This window comes from Marivita sp. (assembly GCF_020055675.1).
In the GTDB taxonomy this organism is placed as follows: Bacteria; Pseudomonadota; Alphaproteobacteria; order Rhodobacterales; family Rhodobacteraceae; genus Marivita.
This window is the reverse complement of record NZ_JAIPUS010000024.1, coordinates 1-17,153: the sequence shown is the minus strand read 5'-3', so window position 1 is coordinate 17,153 and position 17,153 is coordinate 1. Positions and strand designations below refer to the sequence as shown.

Here is a 17,153-nt window from a genome sequence, read left to right as displayed (position 1 = left end):
AAGACCGATCTCGGCCATATTCAAGGTCGGAATACACGGCCAGGACCCAAAGCCGAGGTTAAAAACGCGATTGTGAAAAAGAAAACCGCCGCCCCGGCAGGGAAGCGGTTCTGGAAACACCGAATATCAGGGGGATCAGTCGCCGATCGTGTCGAGATATGCGATCAGGTTCGCGCGATCCTCGGGGTCGTTCAGCCCTGCAAAGCCCATTGATGTGCCCGGCGCCCAGCCGCGCGGATCCTCGAGAAAGCCGTTCAGGTTCTCGGGAGACCAGACTTCCGCCACTTCGGAGAGGGCGCCGGAGTAGTTGAATCCGTCAGCCGCGCCGATAGTCCGGCCAACGACATCGTAAAGGTAGGGTCCAGCCGCGTTTTCGCCCTGTTCGAGCTTGTGACAGGCGCGGCACTTGCCGAAGACGCGTTCGCCACTGCCGACATCCGCAGAGGCGAGCAGCGTTTCGAAATCGACCTCTTCGACTTCTTCTTCGCTTGCCGCTTCGTCTTCATCACCGGTGTCGATCACGTAAGCCGCAACCTCTTCCCCATGGCTGCCGCCGACATGGTACAGGGTTTCCGCTGCCCATTTGCCCAGAAGAAAGACCAGAAGCGCGCCACAAAAGCTGCCGACAATCTTCGTAAAGGTCATTGTATCCAACATTATGTGCGTACCTGTCAGCTAAAGTTTCGTCCGTATCGCGCGGGTATCTATTGCTTCCCCTTGCGCAAAGCAAGGTGTAGAAGCCGCGACCAAACGCCCGCCGCGCCAGAATTTCGGAGACCGCATGACCAAAGCCATCGCATTCCAGGGGGAACCGGGGGCCTATTCACACGAAGCCTGCCGCGATGCCCGCCCCGATATGGAGGCGCTGCCGTGCCGCACCTTCGAGGACGTTATCGCCGCCGTGCAGACCGGCACCGCCGAACTGGCGATGCTGCCGGTTGAAAACACCATCTATGGCCGGGTCGCCGATATCCACCGCCTGTTGCCCGAAAGCGGCCTGAAGATCGTGGACGAGGCGTTCGTGCGCGTTCATATCAACCTTCTTGGTGTGCCGGGGGCGCGTCTGGAGGATGTGACCGAGGCGCATTCACACGTCGTGCTTTTGCCGCAATGCGCCACGTTCCTCGCCAAGCACGAAATCCGGGGCCGGGTGAATGCCGACAACGCCCGCGCGGCAAGAGAAGTCGCAGAACGCGGCGACGCCCACGCCGCAGCCTTGGCGAGCGAGCTTGCCGGCGATATTTACGGGTTGGACGTTCTTGCCCGCCATATCGAGGACACTGACAGTAACACCACGCGCTTCCTATTGATGGGCCGCGATGGCGACCAGAGCCGCCGCGGCGAGCACGGAATGATGACCACTTTTGTCTTCCAGGTTCGCAACATCCCTGCCGCGCTTTACAAGGCCATGGGTGGTTTTGCCACGAATGGCGTCAACATGACCAAGCTCGAATCCTACATGGTCGACGGGTCCTTCACCGCGACCCAGTTCTATGCCGATATCGAAGGCCACCCCGACGATCCAGCCGTGGCGCGCGCACTGGACGAGCTGGACTACTTCACCGACGTCCTGAACATTCTCGGCACCTATCCCCGCGACCCGCGAAGGGATTGAGGGCGGCGAACACCGTGATGCAGTGGCGTTTTGGAAGAGCTTGCAAAGTCTGGCGCGACGTTGACCGGGTTTCAGGTTCAGGTCCTGACCGGCCTTGCTGGTTCGTGCGCCAACCGGATCGGTCCCTTCGCGGTGACAGGATCAACAGTCTGACCCTTTTGCGTTGCCACCAGATCCAGCGTTGCGGCCACGCGTCGTACCTCGGGCATCTGCGGGCGTTAGTCGTCGGACAGCCGCCGCGCCGCCTCTGATGGGCAGAAGGTTTTCCCGACCCCGCGCTGGTGCGCGAGGTCAAGCAGACCATCCGCGATGGCCTTATCCGAGGGCGTCATTGCACCGCTGGCAGGTGCCCGGATGCTGATGCGTGCCGACATCCGGCAGGATCTTCCAGCAGCGCTGGCATTTCGCGCCTTCGGCCTTTTCAAACACCACGCCAACGCCCGCCACTTCGGGCAGTCGGAACGCTTCGGCCGGGGCCGGATCGCCGGTCAGGCTGATCGCAGAGGTGATGCACAGGTCGTCGAAATTCACCGATTTCAGCGCCTCCAGCATCCCGGCATCGTCGATATGCACGACAGGCGCCGCTTCGAGCGACGCGCCGATCACCTTTTCGGTCCGCTGCACCTCCAGCGCGGCGGTCACGGCGCGGCGGGCGCGGCGCACGTTGGACCATTTCGCGGCCAGCGCGTCATCCTTCCACGCGGCCGGCGTTTCGGGAATGTCCTGAAGATGGATCGAGCTGTCTTCGCCGGGGAAGCGGTCGAGCCAGACATCTTCCATCGTGAACACCAGCACCGGGGCAAGCCAGGTGGTCAGCCGGTGGAATAGGATGTCCATGACCGTGCGCGCGGCACGGCGGCGCGCAGTGTCGCCATCGCAATAAAGCACGTCCTTGCGCACGTCGAAATAGAAGGCCGACAGCTCCACCGTGCAGAAGTTGAACAACTGCTGGAACACGCCCTGAAAGTCATAGGCGTCATAGCCTGTGCGCACGACCTCATCGAGATCGGCCACCCGGTGCAGGATGTAACGTTCCAGCTCCGGCATATCGGCGGGTTCAACGCGGTCGGAGTCTTCGAAATGCGACAGCGCGCCCAGCATGAACCGCATCGTGTTGCGCAGCCGGCGGTAGCTGTCGGCGACCCCCTTGAGGATCTCCGGCCCGATGCGCAGGTCGGCGGTGTAATCGGCCTGTGCCACCCAGAGCCGCAGGATGTCGGCGCCGTATTGCTTGGTCACGTCCTCGGGCGCGACCGTGTTGCCCAGCGACTTGGACATCTTGTTGCCCTTCTCGTCGAGCGTGAAGCCGTGCGTCAGCACGCCGCGATAGGGCGCGCGGCCCTGCGTGCCGCAGGATTGGAGCATCGAGGAGTGGAACCAGCCGCGGTGCTGGTCTGTGCCTTCAAGGTACAGGTCAGCAAGACCGTCCTCGGACCCGTCTTCGCGGTCGCGTAGGACAAAGGCGTGGGTGGAGCCGGAATCGAACCACACGTCGAGGATGTCGAATACCTGCTCCCATTCGCTCGGGTCGTAGTTGTTGCCCAGAAAGCGCTCCTTCGCGCCGGGCTTGTACCACGCATCCGCGCCTTCGGCCTCGAACGCCTCCAGCACGCGGGCGTTCACCGCTGCATCCCGCAACAGGTAATCGTCATCGGTCGGCAGGGCGCCTTTCTTGACGAAACAGGTCAGCGGCACCCCCCAGGCGCGTTGGCGCGACAGGACCCAGTCAGGCCGTGCTTCGATCATCGAATAAAGCCGGTTGCGCCCGGTCTTGGGGGTCCATTTGACCAGTTGGTCGATGCTTGTCAGCGCCCGTTCGCGGATGGTGGTGCCATAGGTGTCCTGACCGTCGCCAACGGCACGGTCGATGGCCGCGAACCATTGTGGCGTATTGCGGTAGATCACCGGCGCCTTGGAGCGCCAGGAATGCGGGTAGCTGTGCTTGATCTTGCCGCGTGCCAGAAGGCCGCCGACCTCGATCAGCTTGTCGATGATGGTCTTGTTGGCATCGCCTTCCTTGCCATTCGGCTTCAGGATGCGAGTGCCGCCGAAGAATGGCAGATCCGCGCGGAAAGACCCGTCATCGAGGACGTTGTAGGTGATGACCTGCTCGAGCATCCCCAGGTTGCGGTAAAGCTCGTATTCCTCCATCCCGTGGGACGGGGCGCAATGCACGAAGCCGGTACCTTCCTCGTCGGTGACGAAATCCGCGGCCCGGAAATCGCGGGGGTCGTCCCATTCGCCATCTGCCCCGTCGGCCCCGGCCAAGGGGTGCGACAGGCGCATCGCGGCAAGCTGGTGCGGCGTCACGTCCGAGATGCGGCGATACATGGTCTCGTCCAGCCGAGCGCGGGACATCACGTCCGCGGCCAGCTTGTCGGCAAGGATATACCGCTCGCCGATCCGCGCCCAGCATTCCTCGGGCCGGCCCGTGACCTCGTACAGTCCATAGGAAAAATCTTCGCCATAGACCACGGCCTTGTTGGACGGGATGGTCCAGGGAGTGGTTGTCCAGATGACCACATAGGCGCCCATGAACTTGGACCGCGCCGCATCAAACGCGCTCAGCACCGACTCGCGCGCCTCGGCACTTTCCTCTTCATCCGCGCGGTCCATGTCGGGCAGATCGAAATCACTGACGCGGAACTTGACCCAGACGGTGAAACTATCCTTGTCGTGATACTCGACCTCGGCCTCGGCCAGCGCCGTTTTTTCCACGGGCGACCACATGACCGGTTTGGACCCCTGATAGAGCGTGCCGTTCATCAGGAATTTCTGGAACTCTTCCGCGATGATGCGCTCGGCCCGGTAATCCATGGTCAGGTAGGGCTTTTCCCATGTGCCGGTGACACCCAGGCGTTTGAATTCGGTGCGCTGCACATCAATCCAGCCATCGGCGAAGTCGCGGCATTCCTGGCGGAATTCGACGACATCGACCTTGTCCTTGTCGAGCCCCTTAGCGCGGTACTTTTCCTCGATCTTCCATTCGATCGGCAGGCCGTGGCAATCCCAGCCGGGGATGTAGCGCGCGTCCCGGCCCATCATCTGCTGGGAACGGACCACCATGTCCTTGAGAATCTTGTTGAGCGCGTGGCCGATATGCAGGTGGCCGTTGGCGTAGGGGGGGCCGTCATGCAGCGTGAAGGGCCTGCGCTCGGCGGCCCCGTTCGCGGCTTTTTCGCGCAGGCGGTTGTAGATGCCGATCTTTTCCCATTTTTCCAGCCATTCGGGCTCGCGCTTGGGCAGGCCGGCGCGCATCGGGAAATCGGTTTTCGGCAGGTTCAGAGTGGGTTTGTAATCAGGTGTTTCGGCGCACATTTGGGGCGTCCTCGGGTATTCGGATCAGAGTGTGTGAGAGGATCGGCGCGGCAGTCCATACGCCTTGTCCCGGCGACTCGCAGCTTAGAGCGCCGGGCATGTAATTCGAATGATGATCGCGAAGCGGTCCGTCATGCGGCGTCTTATAGAAGCGACGGGGGCAGACGTCCAGACGGATCACATGTCGAACAATGTGCCGACGAAATAGGCGATGGCCGCAGCTATTCCGCCGATCAAGAGGGTTTCGAGCCCGGACCGCCACCACGAGGCCAGCGACCACCTGGATTTATACGCGCCGATGGCAAAGAAGGTCACCAGTGTCGCGCCGGTCGAGATCGCAAAGGCATTGTCCAGCCCGAACAGGAAGGGCAGCAAGGGAATCATGCCCGCCCCGAGGAAGGCCGCGAAGGTGGCCCAGGCTGCCTTCAGCGGGTGCGGCTCGACCGAGGCGAGCCCGTATTCGCCTTCGAGCATTATCTGGATCCATTGGTCATGATTTTGCGTGATTTGTTCGACGGCGCCCTCCAGGGCCTCGCCGGACAGGCCCTTGCGCCGCAGGATCTCGCGCAGTTCGCGCTTTTCGCCCTCGGGATGAAAGAGGATGTGCCGCTCCTCGATCTTGCGCAGCCGTCTTGAGTCGTCAAGCTCGGCCTTGGTGCCGGAGTAATTGCCTGCCGCCATCGAGAACCCATCGGCCAGCACGTTGGCGACGCCCAGTGCGATGATGACCCAGGGTGACAGCCCCGCACCTGCAACGCCGGCGACGATGGCAAAGGTGGTGACCGATCCATCAATGCCGCCATAAATGATATCCCGGACATAGCCGCGCCCCGCCGGGGCGTCTATCCGGGCTTCGATTTCGGTTTGGGAATGACCGTGGTCGTAAGGATTTTTTTGCATGTCAGACTGTTGTTGCGGCGCGATACGCCTTGCCTTGTTCTGGATCGAAAGGAATTGGTCACGCGGCTGTATGTCACGAAGACCGGGCAGGCGCTACCGCGACACGAGACCGGTCAGGGCAGATTTGACAATGCGCCTGACAGATGGGCGGTCGCCTTGGGCAAAGGGCACGGGGCGGCACACCTCGATCGCGGCGACGCCGACGCGGGCGGTCAGGGCACCGTTGACCAGCCCTTCGCCGAACCGGCGCGACAGCTTGCCTATGATGCTGCCGCCAAGGATCGGTTCCAGCATGTCATCGCCCACCGCCACCGCGCCCGTGGCGACAAGATGTGACAGCACGGCGCGGGTGAGCCGCCAACTTCCCAGCGTGCCCGAGCGCCCGCCATAGATCTCGGCAATGCGCCGGATCATGCGGATGTTCGATCCCAGCGCTGCGACCACATCCGCCAGCGCCAGCGGCACCAGAGCCGTGACCGTCGCAACCTGCCGTGCGGCGGCCTCGACCTCGCGCTGGGCGGCGGCATCCAGCGGCGTCAACACTTCATGGCTGGCAAGGTGGAGGAGCGCTGCGGCATCGAACATATCCGCCTGCTGCTCCTCGAGACGGTCGCGGCCCCACTTGGTGTCCTCCCGTTTGGCATATAGCGCGGTCAGATCGCCGACCACGTCGCGGGCCGCTGACAGGTCCTCTCTGGCCAGCGCATCGCCGGCGGCGTGTTGAATGCGGTCGATCTTTCCGAGCCGGGCAAAGGCCGAAAGCTCCTTGATCGCGATCAGACACACGACCAGCCCGAACAGCCCGAACAGCGCCGCCACGGCAGAACCCAGATAGATGTTGCGCGTCACCAGATCGGTCACGAAATGCCATGCGGCAATCGAGGCGACGGTGGTGATCAGCAGGGCCAGCAATGTCCAGAACCAGCGTGCCAGCCGCGAGACAGGCCGCGCGGCAAGCGCGGCAGCGGTGGCCATCGCCTGACCTTGCGGTGCGAGTTCCAGAAGATCGGGCACTGGCGGCGCGTCCGCCGGTGTCTGGGGCGATGTGTCCTCGTCCAGATCGAACAGGACGGGGCCTTTGGCCTTGGTCATTCCGGCGTCCTCCGCCACTGGTAAAGAATGGCGGGCAGACCTTCGTCATTGCGGTCGCCTTCGGTGCGCATGGTCTCGGCAAAGCCGTGCCGTTCATAGAACGTTTGCGCGCGGGTGTTTTCCTGGAAAGTCCAGAGCGACAGGTGGTCCGCGCTGTGCTGCGCCTCTGTCAGCAGGCAAGATCCGACACCCTGTCCCCGCGCGTCCGGGGCAACGTAAAGTGCATGAATGATCGCGCCCTCGCGGGCCATGAACCCTGTCATGGTCTGTTCTTCGGCGACAGTGACCCAGCCGCGCTCGACCATCATCCCGGCAAAGGAGATATCCTCGGCACGGGTGTGGATGCGTGGCATCCATGGCGTTTCGTCGATCCAGGCCGACAGGATTGCGCCAACATCGCCCGCATCGAGCGGTGTCGCCGGGCGCAGCACGGTCACAGCCGGTCTCCGATCAGGAACTGTGCCGCCCGGTCGAGCCGGATATGCGGCGGCCCCATGCCCGGTCTGAGGCTCAGCGTCGCGGGTGCGAATCGCATCACCTTGTAATCCTGCTCCAGCCACGCCTCTGCCCCGTTGCGGGCAGGGCCCAGAAGCTGTGCCGGGTCCTCGGGCAATTCACCCGGGTAGAACGCCGCCTGCTTGCCTGTGTCGAGCAGGGCGCCCCGCACGCACGGCAACTCCGCGCCGTCATGGGCACGCATTTCCTCGACCGTGGCGCGCAGGCTGGCGATTGACATGGCGCTTGTCCTGGCCCCGGCGAATTGCGCGCGGTCGCGGGCATCGCGGGTCAGCGCCTCCATGATCGCGGTCAGCCGGGCATGCTGGGTGTGGTGCAGATGGTCCGCCTTGGTTGCGGCAAAGAGGATTTTCTCGACCCGCTTGCCCAGCAGAAGCTGACTCAGAAAGGCATTCTGACCGGGGCGGAAGGCCCCGAGAGTGTCGGACATCGCCTGGCGCATGTCCTCGACCGCTTGCGGTCCGGCATGAATCGCACCCAGCGCATCGACCAGAACGACCTGTCGGTCGATCTTGGCAAAGTGATCGCGGAAGAACGGTTTGACGACCTGTGCCTTGTACGCCTCATAGCGTCGCTCCATCTCGTGCCAGAGCGATTTGCGCGGCGGGTTCGGGGCGGACGGCAGCGGCGCGAAGGTAAGCACCGGGCTGCCTGCCAGATCGCCGGGCAGCAGGAACCGCCCCGGCGTGCAATCGGAAAAACCGTCCCGCCGCGCGGCGGTCAGGTAAGTGGTGAAACCTGCCGCAAGGCTTTGCGCGCGGGGTTCATCCAGCCTGGCTGCCGCGTCCTCCGCCGTGGCCTGCGCCAGGTAGTCCTGCGCGGCGTCCCGTGTCGCGATTCGCTTAAGGGTTTCTTCAGACCACGCGCTGTAGCTTTTCTCCAGCAGACCCAGGTCAAGCAACCACTCACCGGGATAATCCACGATGTCCAGATGTATGGTCCGCGGCCCCTGAAGCCCGGACAGCAGCCCCGAGGGGCGCACCTTGAGTGACAGGCGCAATTCGCTGATCGCGCGTGTGCTGTCGGGCCATTCCGGACTGCGCGCGGTGAGGTCACCCAGATGCGATTCGTAGTCAAATCGCGGCAGAGTGTCGTCGGGCTGCGGTTGCAGATAAGCGGACAGGATGCGCCCTTCGCTTTGCGCCAAAAGGCCGGGCATCCGCCCCCGGTCCATCATGTTCGCCACCAGCGAGGTGATAAACACCGTCTTGCCCGACCGGGCCAGTCCGGTCACGCCCAGTCGGATCACCGGCGCGAAGAACGTGCCCGACACGGTGTCGCTGACATTCTCGATGCTCCGGGTCAGGGTGTCGGCGAATGTGGAGATCACCACGTCTGGGCCTCGTTCTTTTGTCTTGCGGCCAGAGATAAAGGTCCAAGGCGCGACATACCAGTGCAACGCCGGGGGATTGTGTGACGGATTGCCTCGGGCTAAGCCGACAGCATGCCAAGATACGCCCTGAAAGTCGAATATGATGGCGCGCCCTTTGCCGGTTGGCAACGGCAGGCCGACCAGCCGTCCGTACAGGGTGCGATCGAGGCGGCCCTTGCCCGGTTGGAACCCGGGGACCACAGGATCGCGGCTGCCGGTCGCACAGATGCGGGCGTGCATGCACGGGCCCAGGTATGCCATTGCGATCTGGAAAAAGACTGGTCTGCGTTTCGATTGTCCGAAGCGCTGAATCATCACCTCAAACCCCATCCCGTTGCCATTGTCGACGCGGCGGAGGTTCTGCCGGATTGGCACGCCCGCTTTTCGGCGACGGAGCGACGCTATCTTTTTCGTCTTGTGTCGCGTCGTGCACCCATGACGGTTGAGGCCGGACAGGTCTGGCAGGTGCGGCATCCCTTGTCGCTGCAGCCAATGCAGGAGGCAGCGCAACATCTGGTCGGCCTGCACGACTTTACCACCTTCCGCTCGACCATGTGCCAGGCGGCATCGCCGGTGAAAACCCTGGACGCGCTCGAGATCTCGCGGCTGGAGACCGACTGGGGCGTCGAGTTTCGGTTCCATCTGCGCGCGCGGTCCTTTCTGCACAACCAGGTGCGCAGTTTCGTGGGTACGCTGGACCGGGTCGGCGCCGGAGCGTGGATGCCGGAGGATGTGCAGCTCGCGCTCGAGGCGCGGGACCGCGCGGCCTGTGGTCCGGTTTGCCCGCCGCAGGGGCTCTACTTGGTTGGTGTCGGTTACCCGGATGACCCGTTCCGCAACTGACAGGATTTGCGCTGCGCGTCGCGCATCGCGGCAAGCAGATTTTTGAAAAAATCTGCTTGGGGCTCTGCCCCAAACCCCGGCATATTTCGAAAGAGAAGAAGATCCGGGATTGTCTTTGTGCAACGATGGGCAGTAAATAGCGTTTATGACACTGTTGACGCATATCCGACGAGCAACCTGATCTTCGTCTGTCGCCCGCGCGCTGTGGGCAATCCGTCACCTTTTGTCCGAATTCATCACTCTTTCCGTTGACTTGGCCCGCGCCGCTTGGCACGGCTTGGGCTTCTTGAAACGAGGTTTCCCATGATCCCCTCTGTCCTGCCGACCTATTCCCGCGCGCCGCTTCACTTCGTGAAGGGTGAAGGTTCCTGGTTGATCGAGGCGGACGGGCGCCGATTTCTTGATATGGGGGCCGGCATTGCCGTGAATGCGTTGGGCCATGCGCATCCGCAGCTGGTGCAGGCGCTGACGGACCAGGCGCACAGGCTTTGGCATGTGTCGAACCTTTACGAGATCCCGCAGCAGCAGGCTTTGGCGGACAAGCTGGTCGCGACGAGCTTTGCCGATACGGTGTTCTTTACCAATTCGGGCACCGAGTCCTGCGAATTGGCAGTAAAGATGGTGCGCAAGTATTGGCACGACAAGGGTCAGCCCGAGAAGACGATGATCCTGGCCTTCGAGGGGTCGTTTCACGGCCGGTCCTCGGCCGGGATTGCGGCCGCCGGCGCGGAGAAAATGACCAAAGGGTTCGGGCCGATCCTTCCCGGATTCACGCATGTCGGCTGGGGCGACCATGATGCGCTTCATGCCGCGCTCGACGACACTGTCGGCGCGATCCTGATTGAACCCGTGCAGGGTGAGGGCGGGATACGACCCTTGCCTGACCAATGCTTGAAAGGGCTGCGCGCGCTTTGCGACGAAAAGGGCATTCTGCTTGTCCTCGACGAGGTGCAATGCGGTGTGGCCCGGACGGGGCGGCTTTTTGCGCATGAATGGGCCGGTGTGGCGCCGGACATCATGATGGTCGCCAAGGGTATCGGCGGCGGCTTTCCCCTGGGGGCCGTTCTGGCCACCGAGGAGGCGGCGTCGGGCATGACGGCGGGCACGCATGGGTCGACCTATGGCGGCAATCCCCTGGCATGCGCGGTCGGCTGCGCGGTGATGGATATCGTCAGTGACCCGGCTTTCCTGGACACCGTGAATGCACGCGCGGGGTTCCTGCGTCAGAAGCTGGAGGGGCTTGTTTCCTCGCATCCCGACCTCTTCGAAGAGGTCCGGGGGGCCGGTTTGATGATCGGGCTGAAATGCAAGGTGGCGCCGGCTGACGTCGTCAAGGCGGGCTATGAGTGTGGCGTCATCACGGTGCCGGCGGCGGATCACGTGGTCAGGCTGCTGCCGCCGCTCAACATCAGTGAAGACGAGATTTCGGAGGCCGTGAACCGGCTGGATTTCGCAGCGGACGTGGTTCGCGAGGCGATGGGCTGAGGACGCAGGCATGAAGCATTTTCTGGATATTCACAAAACAGACGCGCAGGCGTTGCGGCGGGTCATAGATCAGGCCATCGCGATGAAGAAAACCCGCACCGGGCGGCCCAAGGGGGCGCCGGATGATGAATTGCCGCTGGCCGGGCGCATGGTGGCGCTGATCTTCGAGAAACCGTCGACGCGGACGCGGGTGTCGTTCGATGTCGGTGTGCGCCAGATGGGCGGGCAGACCATGGTGCTCTCGGGCTCGGACATGCAGCTGGGGCATGGCGAGACGATCGCGGACACGGCGCGTGTGATGAGCCGCTATGTCGACCTGATCATGATCCGGACCTTTGACGAGGCGGTGCTGGAGGAAATGGCCGAGCATGCCTCGGTTCCGGTTATCAACGGGCTCACCGATCGGACCCATCCCTGCCAGATCATGGCGGATGTGATGACCTATGAAGAGCATCGCGGGCCGATCACGGGGAAAAAAGTGGTCTGGTGCGGGGACGGGAACAACGTTTGTTCGTCGTTCCTGCATGCTGCGGGGCAGTTCGGGTTCGATTTCACCTTCACGGGGCCAGTGCAGCTGGACCCGGAGATGGAATTCGTCGGGCTGGCCCGGAATGCCGGTGTTTCGGTGACGATCGAGCGGGACCCTGTGAAGGCGGTGGAGGGGGCTGATCTGGTTGTTGCGGACACCTGGGTTTCGATGCATGACGCCCAGTCGGCCAAGGAGCGGCGGCACAACATGCTGCGGCCGTACCAGGTCAATGACGCCCTGATGCGCCATGCCAACCGGGATGCCTTGTTCATGCATTGCCTGCCGGCGCACCGGGGCGAAGAGGTCACGTCCGAGGTCATGGACGGGCCGCAATCGGTAATCTTTGACGAGGCGGAGAATCGCCTTCATGCCCAGAAGGCGGTGATGCGATATTGCCTCGGGGTTTGAGGCGTCCCACGCGTGGGACGGCGGCTGCATCAATGATTCCAATGTCTTGCAGGGACATATTTACCAAGCATTAACCACTTGGACCAATATCAGCCGGGGTCAGTCGGGAACATTATCCACGCCCGAGCCGCCCCAGGGCTGGCAGCGGCCGATGCGGCGCAAGGTGAGCCATCCGCCCTTGAGGCCGCCATGTTTGTGCAACGCCTCGAGCGCGTAGGCCGAGCAGGTCGGATGGTAGCGGCAATTATGGCCGACCCAAGGGCTGAACACGAGGCGATAGCCACGGATGGGAAGGGCGAGGCACCAAGCGAGCGGAGTCATGAGGCGGCGTGGAGTTTGCGCAGCGCGTAGCGCAGGTCGCCCGTGAGATCGGCAAAGGGCCGGTCGAGCGTCACCCCGGGCCGTCCGACCAGCACATAATCCCAGCCGGGCCGGGCACCGGGCAGAAGCGCCTCGGCGACCACGGCGCGCAGGCGCCGCTTGGCGCGGTTACGGGCCACGGCGTTGCCGATCTTGCGCGAACAGGTATAGCCGACGCGAATCGTGGGGTCATCGTCACCGCGATCGCGGGCCTGCACCAGCATTCCGTTGGTGCCGCGACGCAGGGCGCGTGCGGCGCGCAGGAAATCGGCGCGGCGGCGCAGAACAGTAACGGGCGCGCACACAGAAACCGCCGAAGATGCGTTTCCCCCTGGATGCAAGGAGGACTTCGGCGGTGTCATGTCGATATTTGTCTTGGGACGCCGGACGCTTACGCGCTCAGCGACTTCCGGCCACGGGCGCGGCGCGCATTCAGGATCTTGCGACCGGCCTTGGTGGCCATGCGCGAACGGAACCCGTGACGCCGCTTGCGTACCAGGTTCGAAGGTTGAAAGGTGCGTTTCATCGCGTCCTACTCCGTCTTGTCGGTCCGGTGCGCAGTCGATGCCACCGGCGTTATTCGAAGCCCGTGCTATAGGCAGGTGGCGATGGCTTGTCAAACGCTGTCAAAGCCAATCGGGGAGAATTTCCGGGCGCGTTGCGCGTGCAAGATGCGCGGCAACCGTCATGCGCTTGCGGGCGCGAATCCCGGACAGGCCGGGTGTTTATCGCGGGTCCGGAGTGAAATATCGTGCACGGCGACGTGTGCCGGTGACATGATCTGCAATATTCGGGCCGCTGAGCGCGCCGGAATGTTTCAGTCCGGGCGCAGGCCGGGCGCGGAGGGTGCAAATCCTCACGCAGCCCGGCGTGCGTGATCAAGCGGTCGTGATGCGGGTGTTGCCCGCGTGCCGCAAGCGTCATGTTCTGCCCCAGGCAGTGCAATGAAATCGGAGGTGGCCTGCTTGGGCCGATAGGACATGGCAGATATGACGGATATCCAAGACAAACCGGCCTGGAAGCGCCATGCGCCCCTGGTGACGATTGGCGCGGTCGCGCTGATCGGGGCGTTCACGCTGCGCGATACGCTGAGTTTCCAAACCCTGGCGGCCAATCGCGAAGCGCTGGAGGCGTTTCGAGACAACAATTACCTGCTGACCGCGGGCCTTTTCATGTTGGCCTATGTGGCGATTGTCGGGTTTTCCCTGCCCGGCGCAACCATCGGGACTTTGACCGGTGGCTTCCTGTTCGGCCTGTTTCCGGGGGTGTTGTTCAATGTATTGTCGGCAACCCTTGGCGCGACACTGATTTTCCTTGCAGCGCGCCTTGGTCTCGGGGATCGGCTGGCCGCGAAGATGGGGGCAGGCGAGGGCATGGTCCGCAGGATCAAGGACGGGATCGACAAGAACCAGTGGTCCATGCTTTTCCTGATTCGGCTTGTCCCGGCCGTGCCGTTCTTCGCGGCCAATATCGTACCTGCGCTGGTGAATGTGCCGCTGTACCGCTTTTTCGTGTCGACCTTTCTGGGCATCATTCCGGGTGCCATCGTCTATACGTCGGTCGGCGCCGGGCTGGGTGAAGTTTTCGCCCGGGGCGAAACGCCCGATCTGGGGATCATTTTCGCGCCGCATATCCTGTTGCCGATCCTGGGTCTGTGCCTGTTGGCGGCGCTGCCGATCCTGTTGAAAGCCGTGCGCGGCAAGAAAGGGCTGTAGGACCATGGACACGATCAAGACGGATGTTCTGGTGATCGGCGCAGGCTCGGGCGGGCTTTCGGTTGCGGCGGGTGCTGTGCAGATGGGGGCCAGCGTTGTCCTGCTCGAAGCACATGAAATGGGGGGAGATTGCCTCAATTACGGCTGTGTGCCGTCGAAGGCGCTGATCGCGTCGGGCAAGGTGGCGCATTCGATGCGCCATGCCGACTGCTATGGCATTGCCGGGGTTGCGCCGGATGTGGATTACGCGGCGGCCAAGGACCACGTGGCGGAGGTGATCGCGCAGATCGAACCGATGGACAGCCAGGAGAGGTTCGAGGGGTTGGGCGTGCGGGTGATCCGGGACTACGGGCGCTTCGTGTCGGACAGGGTGGTCGAGGCCGGAGCCTATCGGATCGAGGCGCGGCGGATCGTTCTGGCCACCGGATCATCGCCTGTCGTGCCGCCGATCCCGGGGTTGGCGGATGTGCCCTATCTGACCAACGAGACGCTTTGGGACCTGCGCGACCGCCCCGACCACCTGTTGATCATCGGGGGCGGTCCGATCGGCATGGAAATGGCGCAGGCGCATTTGCGGCTGGGATCGAAAGTGACCGTGATCGAGGGCGACCGTGCGCTGGGCAAGGACGATCCCGAAATGGCGGATATCGTGCTTGATGCGTTGCGCGAAGAGGGTCTTGAGATCGTCGAGGGCGCCAAGGCCGGCGCGGTGCGCGGGACGGATGGCGCGATCGAGATCGAGGTGGAGGATGGCCGGGTCTTTTCGGGGTCGCATTTGCTGGTCGCCGTGGGGCGGCGGGCCAATACAGACGCGCTGGACCTGGAGGCCGCCGGGGTGCGGACAACGCGTTCGGGGATCGAGGTGGATGACCGGCTGCGCACCAGCAACCGCCGCGTCCATGCGATTGGCGACGTGGCCGGGGGGCTGCAATTCACCCATGTGGCGGGGTATCATGCAAGCGTCGTGATCCGGTCGATCCTGTTTGGTTTGCCGTCAAAGGCCAGCACGCGGCACATACCCTGGGTGACCTATACGCAGCCCGAGCTGGCGCAGGTCGGACTGACCGAGGCCGAGGCGCGCAAACTGCATGGGAACAAAACCGAAATTGTGCGGTTTCCCTTTCATCACAATGACCGCGCCATTGCCGAACGCAAGACGCGCGGTCTGATCAAGGTTATGGTGGTGCGCGGGCGCGCTGTCGGCGTGTCGATCGCCGGGGAGCAGGCGGGCGAGTTGATCAATCTCTGGGCATTGGTGATCGCCAACAAGATGAAGATGAGCGAGGTCGCCAATATGGTTGCGCCGTATCCGACCATCGGGGAGCTTAACAAGCGGGCGGCGGGGGCGTATTTCTCGCCTCGGTTGTTCGAAAGCGACATGGTGAAGAAAGTTGTTGGGTTTGTTCAGAAATGGTTGCCCTGACATGATGTCGGCGCGTGCGGTGGCGCGGGTGCCTGCATGATCAACACCCTGTCCGGTCGATTCCTGATCCTGACAACCGTCTTTGTCATGCTGGCGGAAATCCTGATCTTCGTGCCCTCGGTCGCGCGCTACCGGGAGGATTTCCTGCTCAACCGGCTGGAGCGGGCGCAAATCGCGTCGCTCGCCCTGTTGGCGGATGACATGATCGATCCCGAACTGGAAGAAGAGCTGTTGCTCAATGCCGGCGTGTTCAACGTCGTGCTGCGGCGCAATGAACTGCGGCAGCTGGTGCTGTCCTCGCCGATGCCGGCGGAAGTGGACGCCACCTTCGACCTGCGCGAGGCGAGCGCGTGGACGCTGATCCGGGACTCCATGCTGCGCCTGGCCGCGCCCGGGCCGGAGGTGATCCGGGTGATCGGCAACCCGTTCCGCGATGGCGGGGAGCTGATCGAGATCACCCTGGAGACAACCGGGTTGCGCGCCGCGATGATCGATTACGGCGTGCGTATTCTGCTGTTGTCAGCGGTGATCTCGGTTGTCACGGCGGGGCTCTTGTTCCTCGCGGTGCGGGTGCTTCTGGTCAAGCCGATCAAGGGGGTTGTGGGGCATATGCAGAGCTATGCCGAAGCGCCCGAAGACACGCGGCGGATCATCCAGCCATCGGCCAGCGTCACCGAGCTGCGCGAGGCGGAGGAGGCGCTGCAAAGCCTGGAGACACAGTTGACCCAGGCGCTCAGGCAGAAAGAACGTCTGGCCCAACTGGGCGGCGCCGTGGCGCGGGTGAGCCACGATCTGCGCAATATCCTGACCTCGGCGCAGCTTTTCACCGACCGGATCGAGATGAGCGAGGACCCGGCGGTGAAACGGATGGCCCCCAAGCTGGTCAATTCGATCAAGCGGGCGGTGTCGCTTTGCGAAAGCACGCTGGCGTTCGGCCGCGCGGAGGAGCCGGCGCCGGCGCTGACGCTGGTGAACCTCGGGGAGCTGGTGTCGGACGTGCTGGACAGCGAACGGCTGGCCATCGGCGATTTCGACCTGAGCCTGAGCGAGGACGTGCCCGGCAACCTGATGGTGCGCGCCGATCCGGAGCAGATGCACCGGGTGCTGTCGAACCTCGTGCGCAATGCGCGGCAGGCGATTGTCGGAACCGGCGACCCCGGCGAGATCAACATCGCGGCCCATGCCGAGGACGATGTCTGGTATATCGACGTGATCGACACCGGGCCGGGCCTGCCGCCCAAGGCGAGGGAACACCTGTTCCAGCCCTTCCATGGCGGCGCGCGAAAGGGGGGATCGGGGCTGGGGCTCGCGATTGCAGAAGAACTGGTGCGCGGCCACGGCGGCACGCTGACCCTGCTCGACAGCGATGAGACCGGCAGCCGGTTCCGCATCTGTCTGCCGATGGGCGAGCTGATCACCGGGCAGTGACCGCCGACAGGAAGATTCCCGGATTTTGCACTTGCATCACTCCCGCGCCGGGTCTATCTCCCACGCCGTGGACCGATAGCTCAGCTGGATAGAGTACCTGACTACGAATCAGGGGGTCGGGGGTTCGAATCCTCCTCGGTCCGCCACTA

Annotated in this window: 16 protein-coding genes, 1 tRNA gene and 1 pseudogene; 8 read left to right on the top strand and 10 right to left on the bottom strand. The window is 63.4% G+C overall.

Annotated features, from left to right (window positions below):
- Positions 1-135: 135 nt before the first annotated feature.
- Positions 136-657: a cytochrome c family protein gene (locus LCF59_RS13910; protein ID WP_292288214.1), complete on the bottom strand. Its 522-nt coding sequence runs from the start codon at positions 655-657 to the stop codon at positions 136-138.
- A 124-nt stretch (positions 658-781) separates the two neighbouring features.
- On the opposite strand from LCF59_RS13910, the gene LCF59_RS13905 reads away from it, so the two are divergent.
- A complete protein-coding gene (locus LCF59_RS13905) occupies positions 782-1,615 on the top strand; it encodes a prephenate dehydratase (protein ID WP_292288213.1) in 834 nt (277 codons plus the stop codon).
- 77 nt (positions 1,616-1,692) lie between these two features.
- On the opposite strand, the pseudogene LCF59_RS13900 reads toward LCF59_RS13905, so the two are convergent.
- The 6 genes and pseudogenes from LCF59_RS13900 to LCF59_RS13875 all read right to left on the bottom strand — a co-directional run bounded on the left by LCF59_RS13900 (position 1,693) and on the right by LCF59_RS13875 (position 8,774).
- A pseudogene (locus LCF59_RS13900) lies at positions 1,693-1,947 on the bottom strand (DUF3253 domain-containing protein).
- Positions 1,931-4,933 carry an isoleucine--tRNA ligase gene (ileS, locus tag LCF59_RS13895; RefSeq protein ID WP_292288212.1) on the bottom strand — a complete coding sequence of 1,001 codons (3,003 nt, stop codon included), beginning with the start codon at positions 4,931-4,933 and terminating at the stop codon, positions 1,931-1,933. Before ileS ends, LCF59_RS13900 begins: the two are co-directional and overlap by 17 nt.
- A gap of 177 nt (positions 4,934-5,110) precedes the next feature.
- Positions 5,111-5,833: a VIT1/CCC1 transporter family protein gene (locus LCF59_RS13890; RefSeq protein ID WP_292288211.1), complete on the bottom strand. Its 723-nt coding sequence runs from the start codon at positions 5,831-5,833 to the stop codon at positions 5,111-5,113.
- Between the two features lie 93 nt (positions 5,834-5,926).
- The gene (locus LCF59_RS13885) at positions 5,927-6,925 is read right to left on the bottom strand and encodes a YcjF family protein (protein WP_292288210.1); all 999 of its coding nucleotides are present in this window, start codon (positions 6,923-6,925) and stop codon (positions 5,927-5,929) included.
- Positions 6,922-7,362: a GNAT family N-acetyltransferase gene (locus LCF59_RS13880; RefSeq protein WP_292288209.1), complete on the bottom strand. Its 441-nt coding sequence runs from the start codon at positions 7,360-7,362 to the stop codon at positions 6,922-6,924. Before LCF59_RS13880 ends, LCF59_RS13885 begins: the two co-directional genes overlap by 4 nt.
- Positions 7,359-8,774, bottom strand: coding sequence for a YcjX family protein (locus LCF59_RS13875; RefSeq protein WP_292288208.1), 1,416 nt, complete (start codon positions 8,772-8,774; stop codon positions 7,359-7,361). The genes LCF59_RS13880 and LCF59_RS13875 overlap by 4 nt, the downstream gene beginning before the upstream one ends.
- Positions 8,775-8,885: 111 nt before the next feature.
- Between LCF59_RS13875 and truA the strand changes: the two genes are divergently transcribed.
- The 3 genes from truA (at position 8,886) to argF (ending at position 12,078) form a co-directional block, all read left to right on the top strand.
- Positions 8,886-9,656 (top strand): tRNA pseudouridine(38-40) synthase TruA, encoded by a 771-nt coding sequence (truA, locus tag LCF59_RS13870; RefSeq protein WP_292288207.1) that lies wholly within the window; start codon positions 8,886-8,888, stop codon positions 9,654-9,656.
- 303 nt (positions 9,657-9,959) lie between these two features.
- Entirely contained in the window at positions 9,960-11,141 is a 1,182-nt protein-coding gene (locus LCF59_RS13865; protein ID WP_292288206.1) for an aspartate aminotransferase family protein, read from the top strand.
- Positions 11,142-11,151: 10 nt separating this feature from the next.
- A complete protein-coding gene (argF, locus tag LCF59_RS13860) occupies positions 11,152-12,078 on the top strand; it encodes an ornithine carbamoyltransferase (protein ID WP_292288205.1) in 927 nt (308 codons plus the stop codon).
- Positions 12,079-12,177: 99 nt separating this feature from the next.
- Here argF and yidD read toward each other — a convergent pair whose 3' ends face one another.
- From yidD to rpmH, 3 genes are read right to left on the bottom strand one after another with little or no spacing between them, the layout of a single operon-like run.
- On the bottom strand, positions 12,178-12,399 hold the full coding sequence (gene yidD / locus LCF59_RS13855) for a membrane protein insertion efficiency factor YidD (protein WP_292288204.1): 222 nt from the start codon (positions 12,397-12,399) through the stop codon (positions 12,178-12,180).
- The gene (locus LCF59_RS13850; RefSeq protein WP_292288203.1) at positions 12,396-12,800 is read right to left on the bottom strand and encodes a ribonuclease P protein component; all 405 of its coding nucleotides are present in this window, start codon (positions 12,798-12,800) and stop codon (positions 12,396-12,398) included. The genes yidD and LCF59_RS13850 overlap by 4 nt, the downstream gene beginning before the upstream one ends.
- 29 nt (positions 12,801-12,829) lie before the next feature.
- Positions 12,830-12,964: a 50S ribosomal protein L34 gene (gene rpmH, locus LCF59_RS13845; protein WP_072775959.1), complete on the bottom strand. Its 135-nt coding sequence runs from the start codon at positions 12,962-12,964 to the stop codon at positions 12,830-12,832.
- A gap of 463 nt (positions 12,965-13,427) precedes the next feature.
- Between rpmH and LCF59_RS13840 the strand changes: the two genes are divergently transcribed.
- The 4 genes from LCF59_RS13840 (at position 13,428) to LCF59_RS13825 (ending at position 17,150) form a co-directional block, all read left to right on the top strand.
- Positions 13,428-14,153: a TVP38/TMEM64 family protein gene (locus LCF59_RS13840; protein ID WP_292288202.1), complete on the top strand. Its 726-nt coding sequence runs from the start codon at positions 13,428-13,430 to the stop codon at positions 14,151-14,153.
- Between the two features lie 4 nt (positions 14,154-14,157).
- A complete protein-coding gene (locus LCF59_RS13835; protein WP_292288201.1) occupies positions 14,158-15,576 on the top strand; it encodes an FAD-dependent oxidoreductase in 1,419 nt (472 codons plus the stop codon).
- Between the two features lie 36 nt (positions 15,577-15,612).
- The gene (locus LCF59_RS13830; protein WP_292288200.1) at positions 15,613-17,004 is read left to right on the top strand and encodes a HAMP domain-containing sensor histidine kinase; all 1,392 of its coding nucleotides are present in this window, start codon (positions 15,613-15,615) and stop codon (positions 17,002-17,004) included.
- A 69-nt stretch (positions 17,005-17,073) separates the two neighbouring features.
- Positions 17,074-17,150 (top strand) — tRNA-Arg (locus LCF59_RS13825).
- Positions 17,151-17,153 lie beyond the last annotated feature (3 nt).

Bases quoted from the DNA above. Each gene is read 5' to 3' on its own strand.
- truA (WP_292288207.1), top strand. From the start codon at position 8,886: ATGCCAAGATACGCCCTGAAAGTCGAATATGATGGCGCGCCCTTTGCC.
- yidD (WP_292288204.1), bottom strand. From the start codon at position 12,399: ATGACTCCGCTCGCTTGGTGCCTCGCCCTTCCCATCCGTGGCTATCGC.
- LCF59_RS13885 (WP_292288210.1), bottom strand. From the start codon at position 6,925: ATGACCAAGGCCAAAGGCCCCGTCCTGTTCGATCTGGACGAGGACACA.
- LCF59_RS13910 (WP_292288214.1), bottom strand. From the start codon at position 657: ATGTTGGATACAATGACCTTTACGAAGATTGTCGGCAGCTTTTGTGGC.
- argF (WP_292288205.1), top strand. From the start codon at position 11,152: ATGAAGCATTTTCTGGATATTCACAAAACAGACGCGCAGGCGTTGCGG.
- LCF59_RS13890 (WP_292288211.1), bottom strand. From the start codon at position 5,833: ATGCAAAAAAATCCTTACGACCACGGTCATTCCCAAACCGAAATCGAA.
- LCF59_RS13835 (WP_292288201.1), top strand. From the start codon at position 14,158: ATGGACACGATCAAGACGGATGTTCTGGTGATCGGCGCAGGCTCGGGC.
- rpmH (WP_072775959.1), bottom strand. From the start codon at position 12,964: ATGAAACGCACCTTTCAACCTTCGAACCTGGTACGCAAGCGGCGTCAC.
- ileS (WP_292288212.1), bottom strand. From the start codon at position 4,933: ATGTGCGCCGAAACACCTGATTACAAACCCACTCTGAACCTGCCGAAA.
- LCF59_RS13840 (WP_292288202.1), top strand. From the start codon at position 13,428: ATGACGGATATCCAAGACAAACCGGCCTGGAAGCGCCATGCGCCCCTG.
- LCF59_RS13905 (WP_292288213.1), top strand. From the start codon at position 782: ATGACCAAAGCCATCGCATTCCAGGGGGAACCGGGGGCCTATTCACAC.
- LCF59_RS13830 (WP_292288200.1), top strand. From the start codon at position 15,613: ATGATCAACACCCTGTCCGGTCGATTCCTGATCCTGACAACCGTCTTT.
- LCF59_RS13865 (WP_292288206.1), top strand. From the start codon at position 9,960: ATGATCCCCTCTGTCCTGCCGACCTATTCCCGCGCGCCGCTTCACTTC.
- LCF59_RS13850 (WP_292288203.1), bottom strand. From the start codon at position 12,800: ATGACACCGCCGAAGTCCTCCTTGCATCCAGGGGGAAACGCATCTTCG.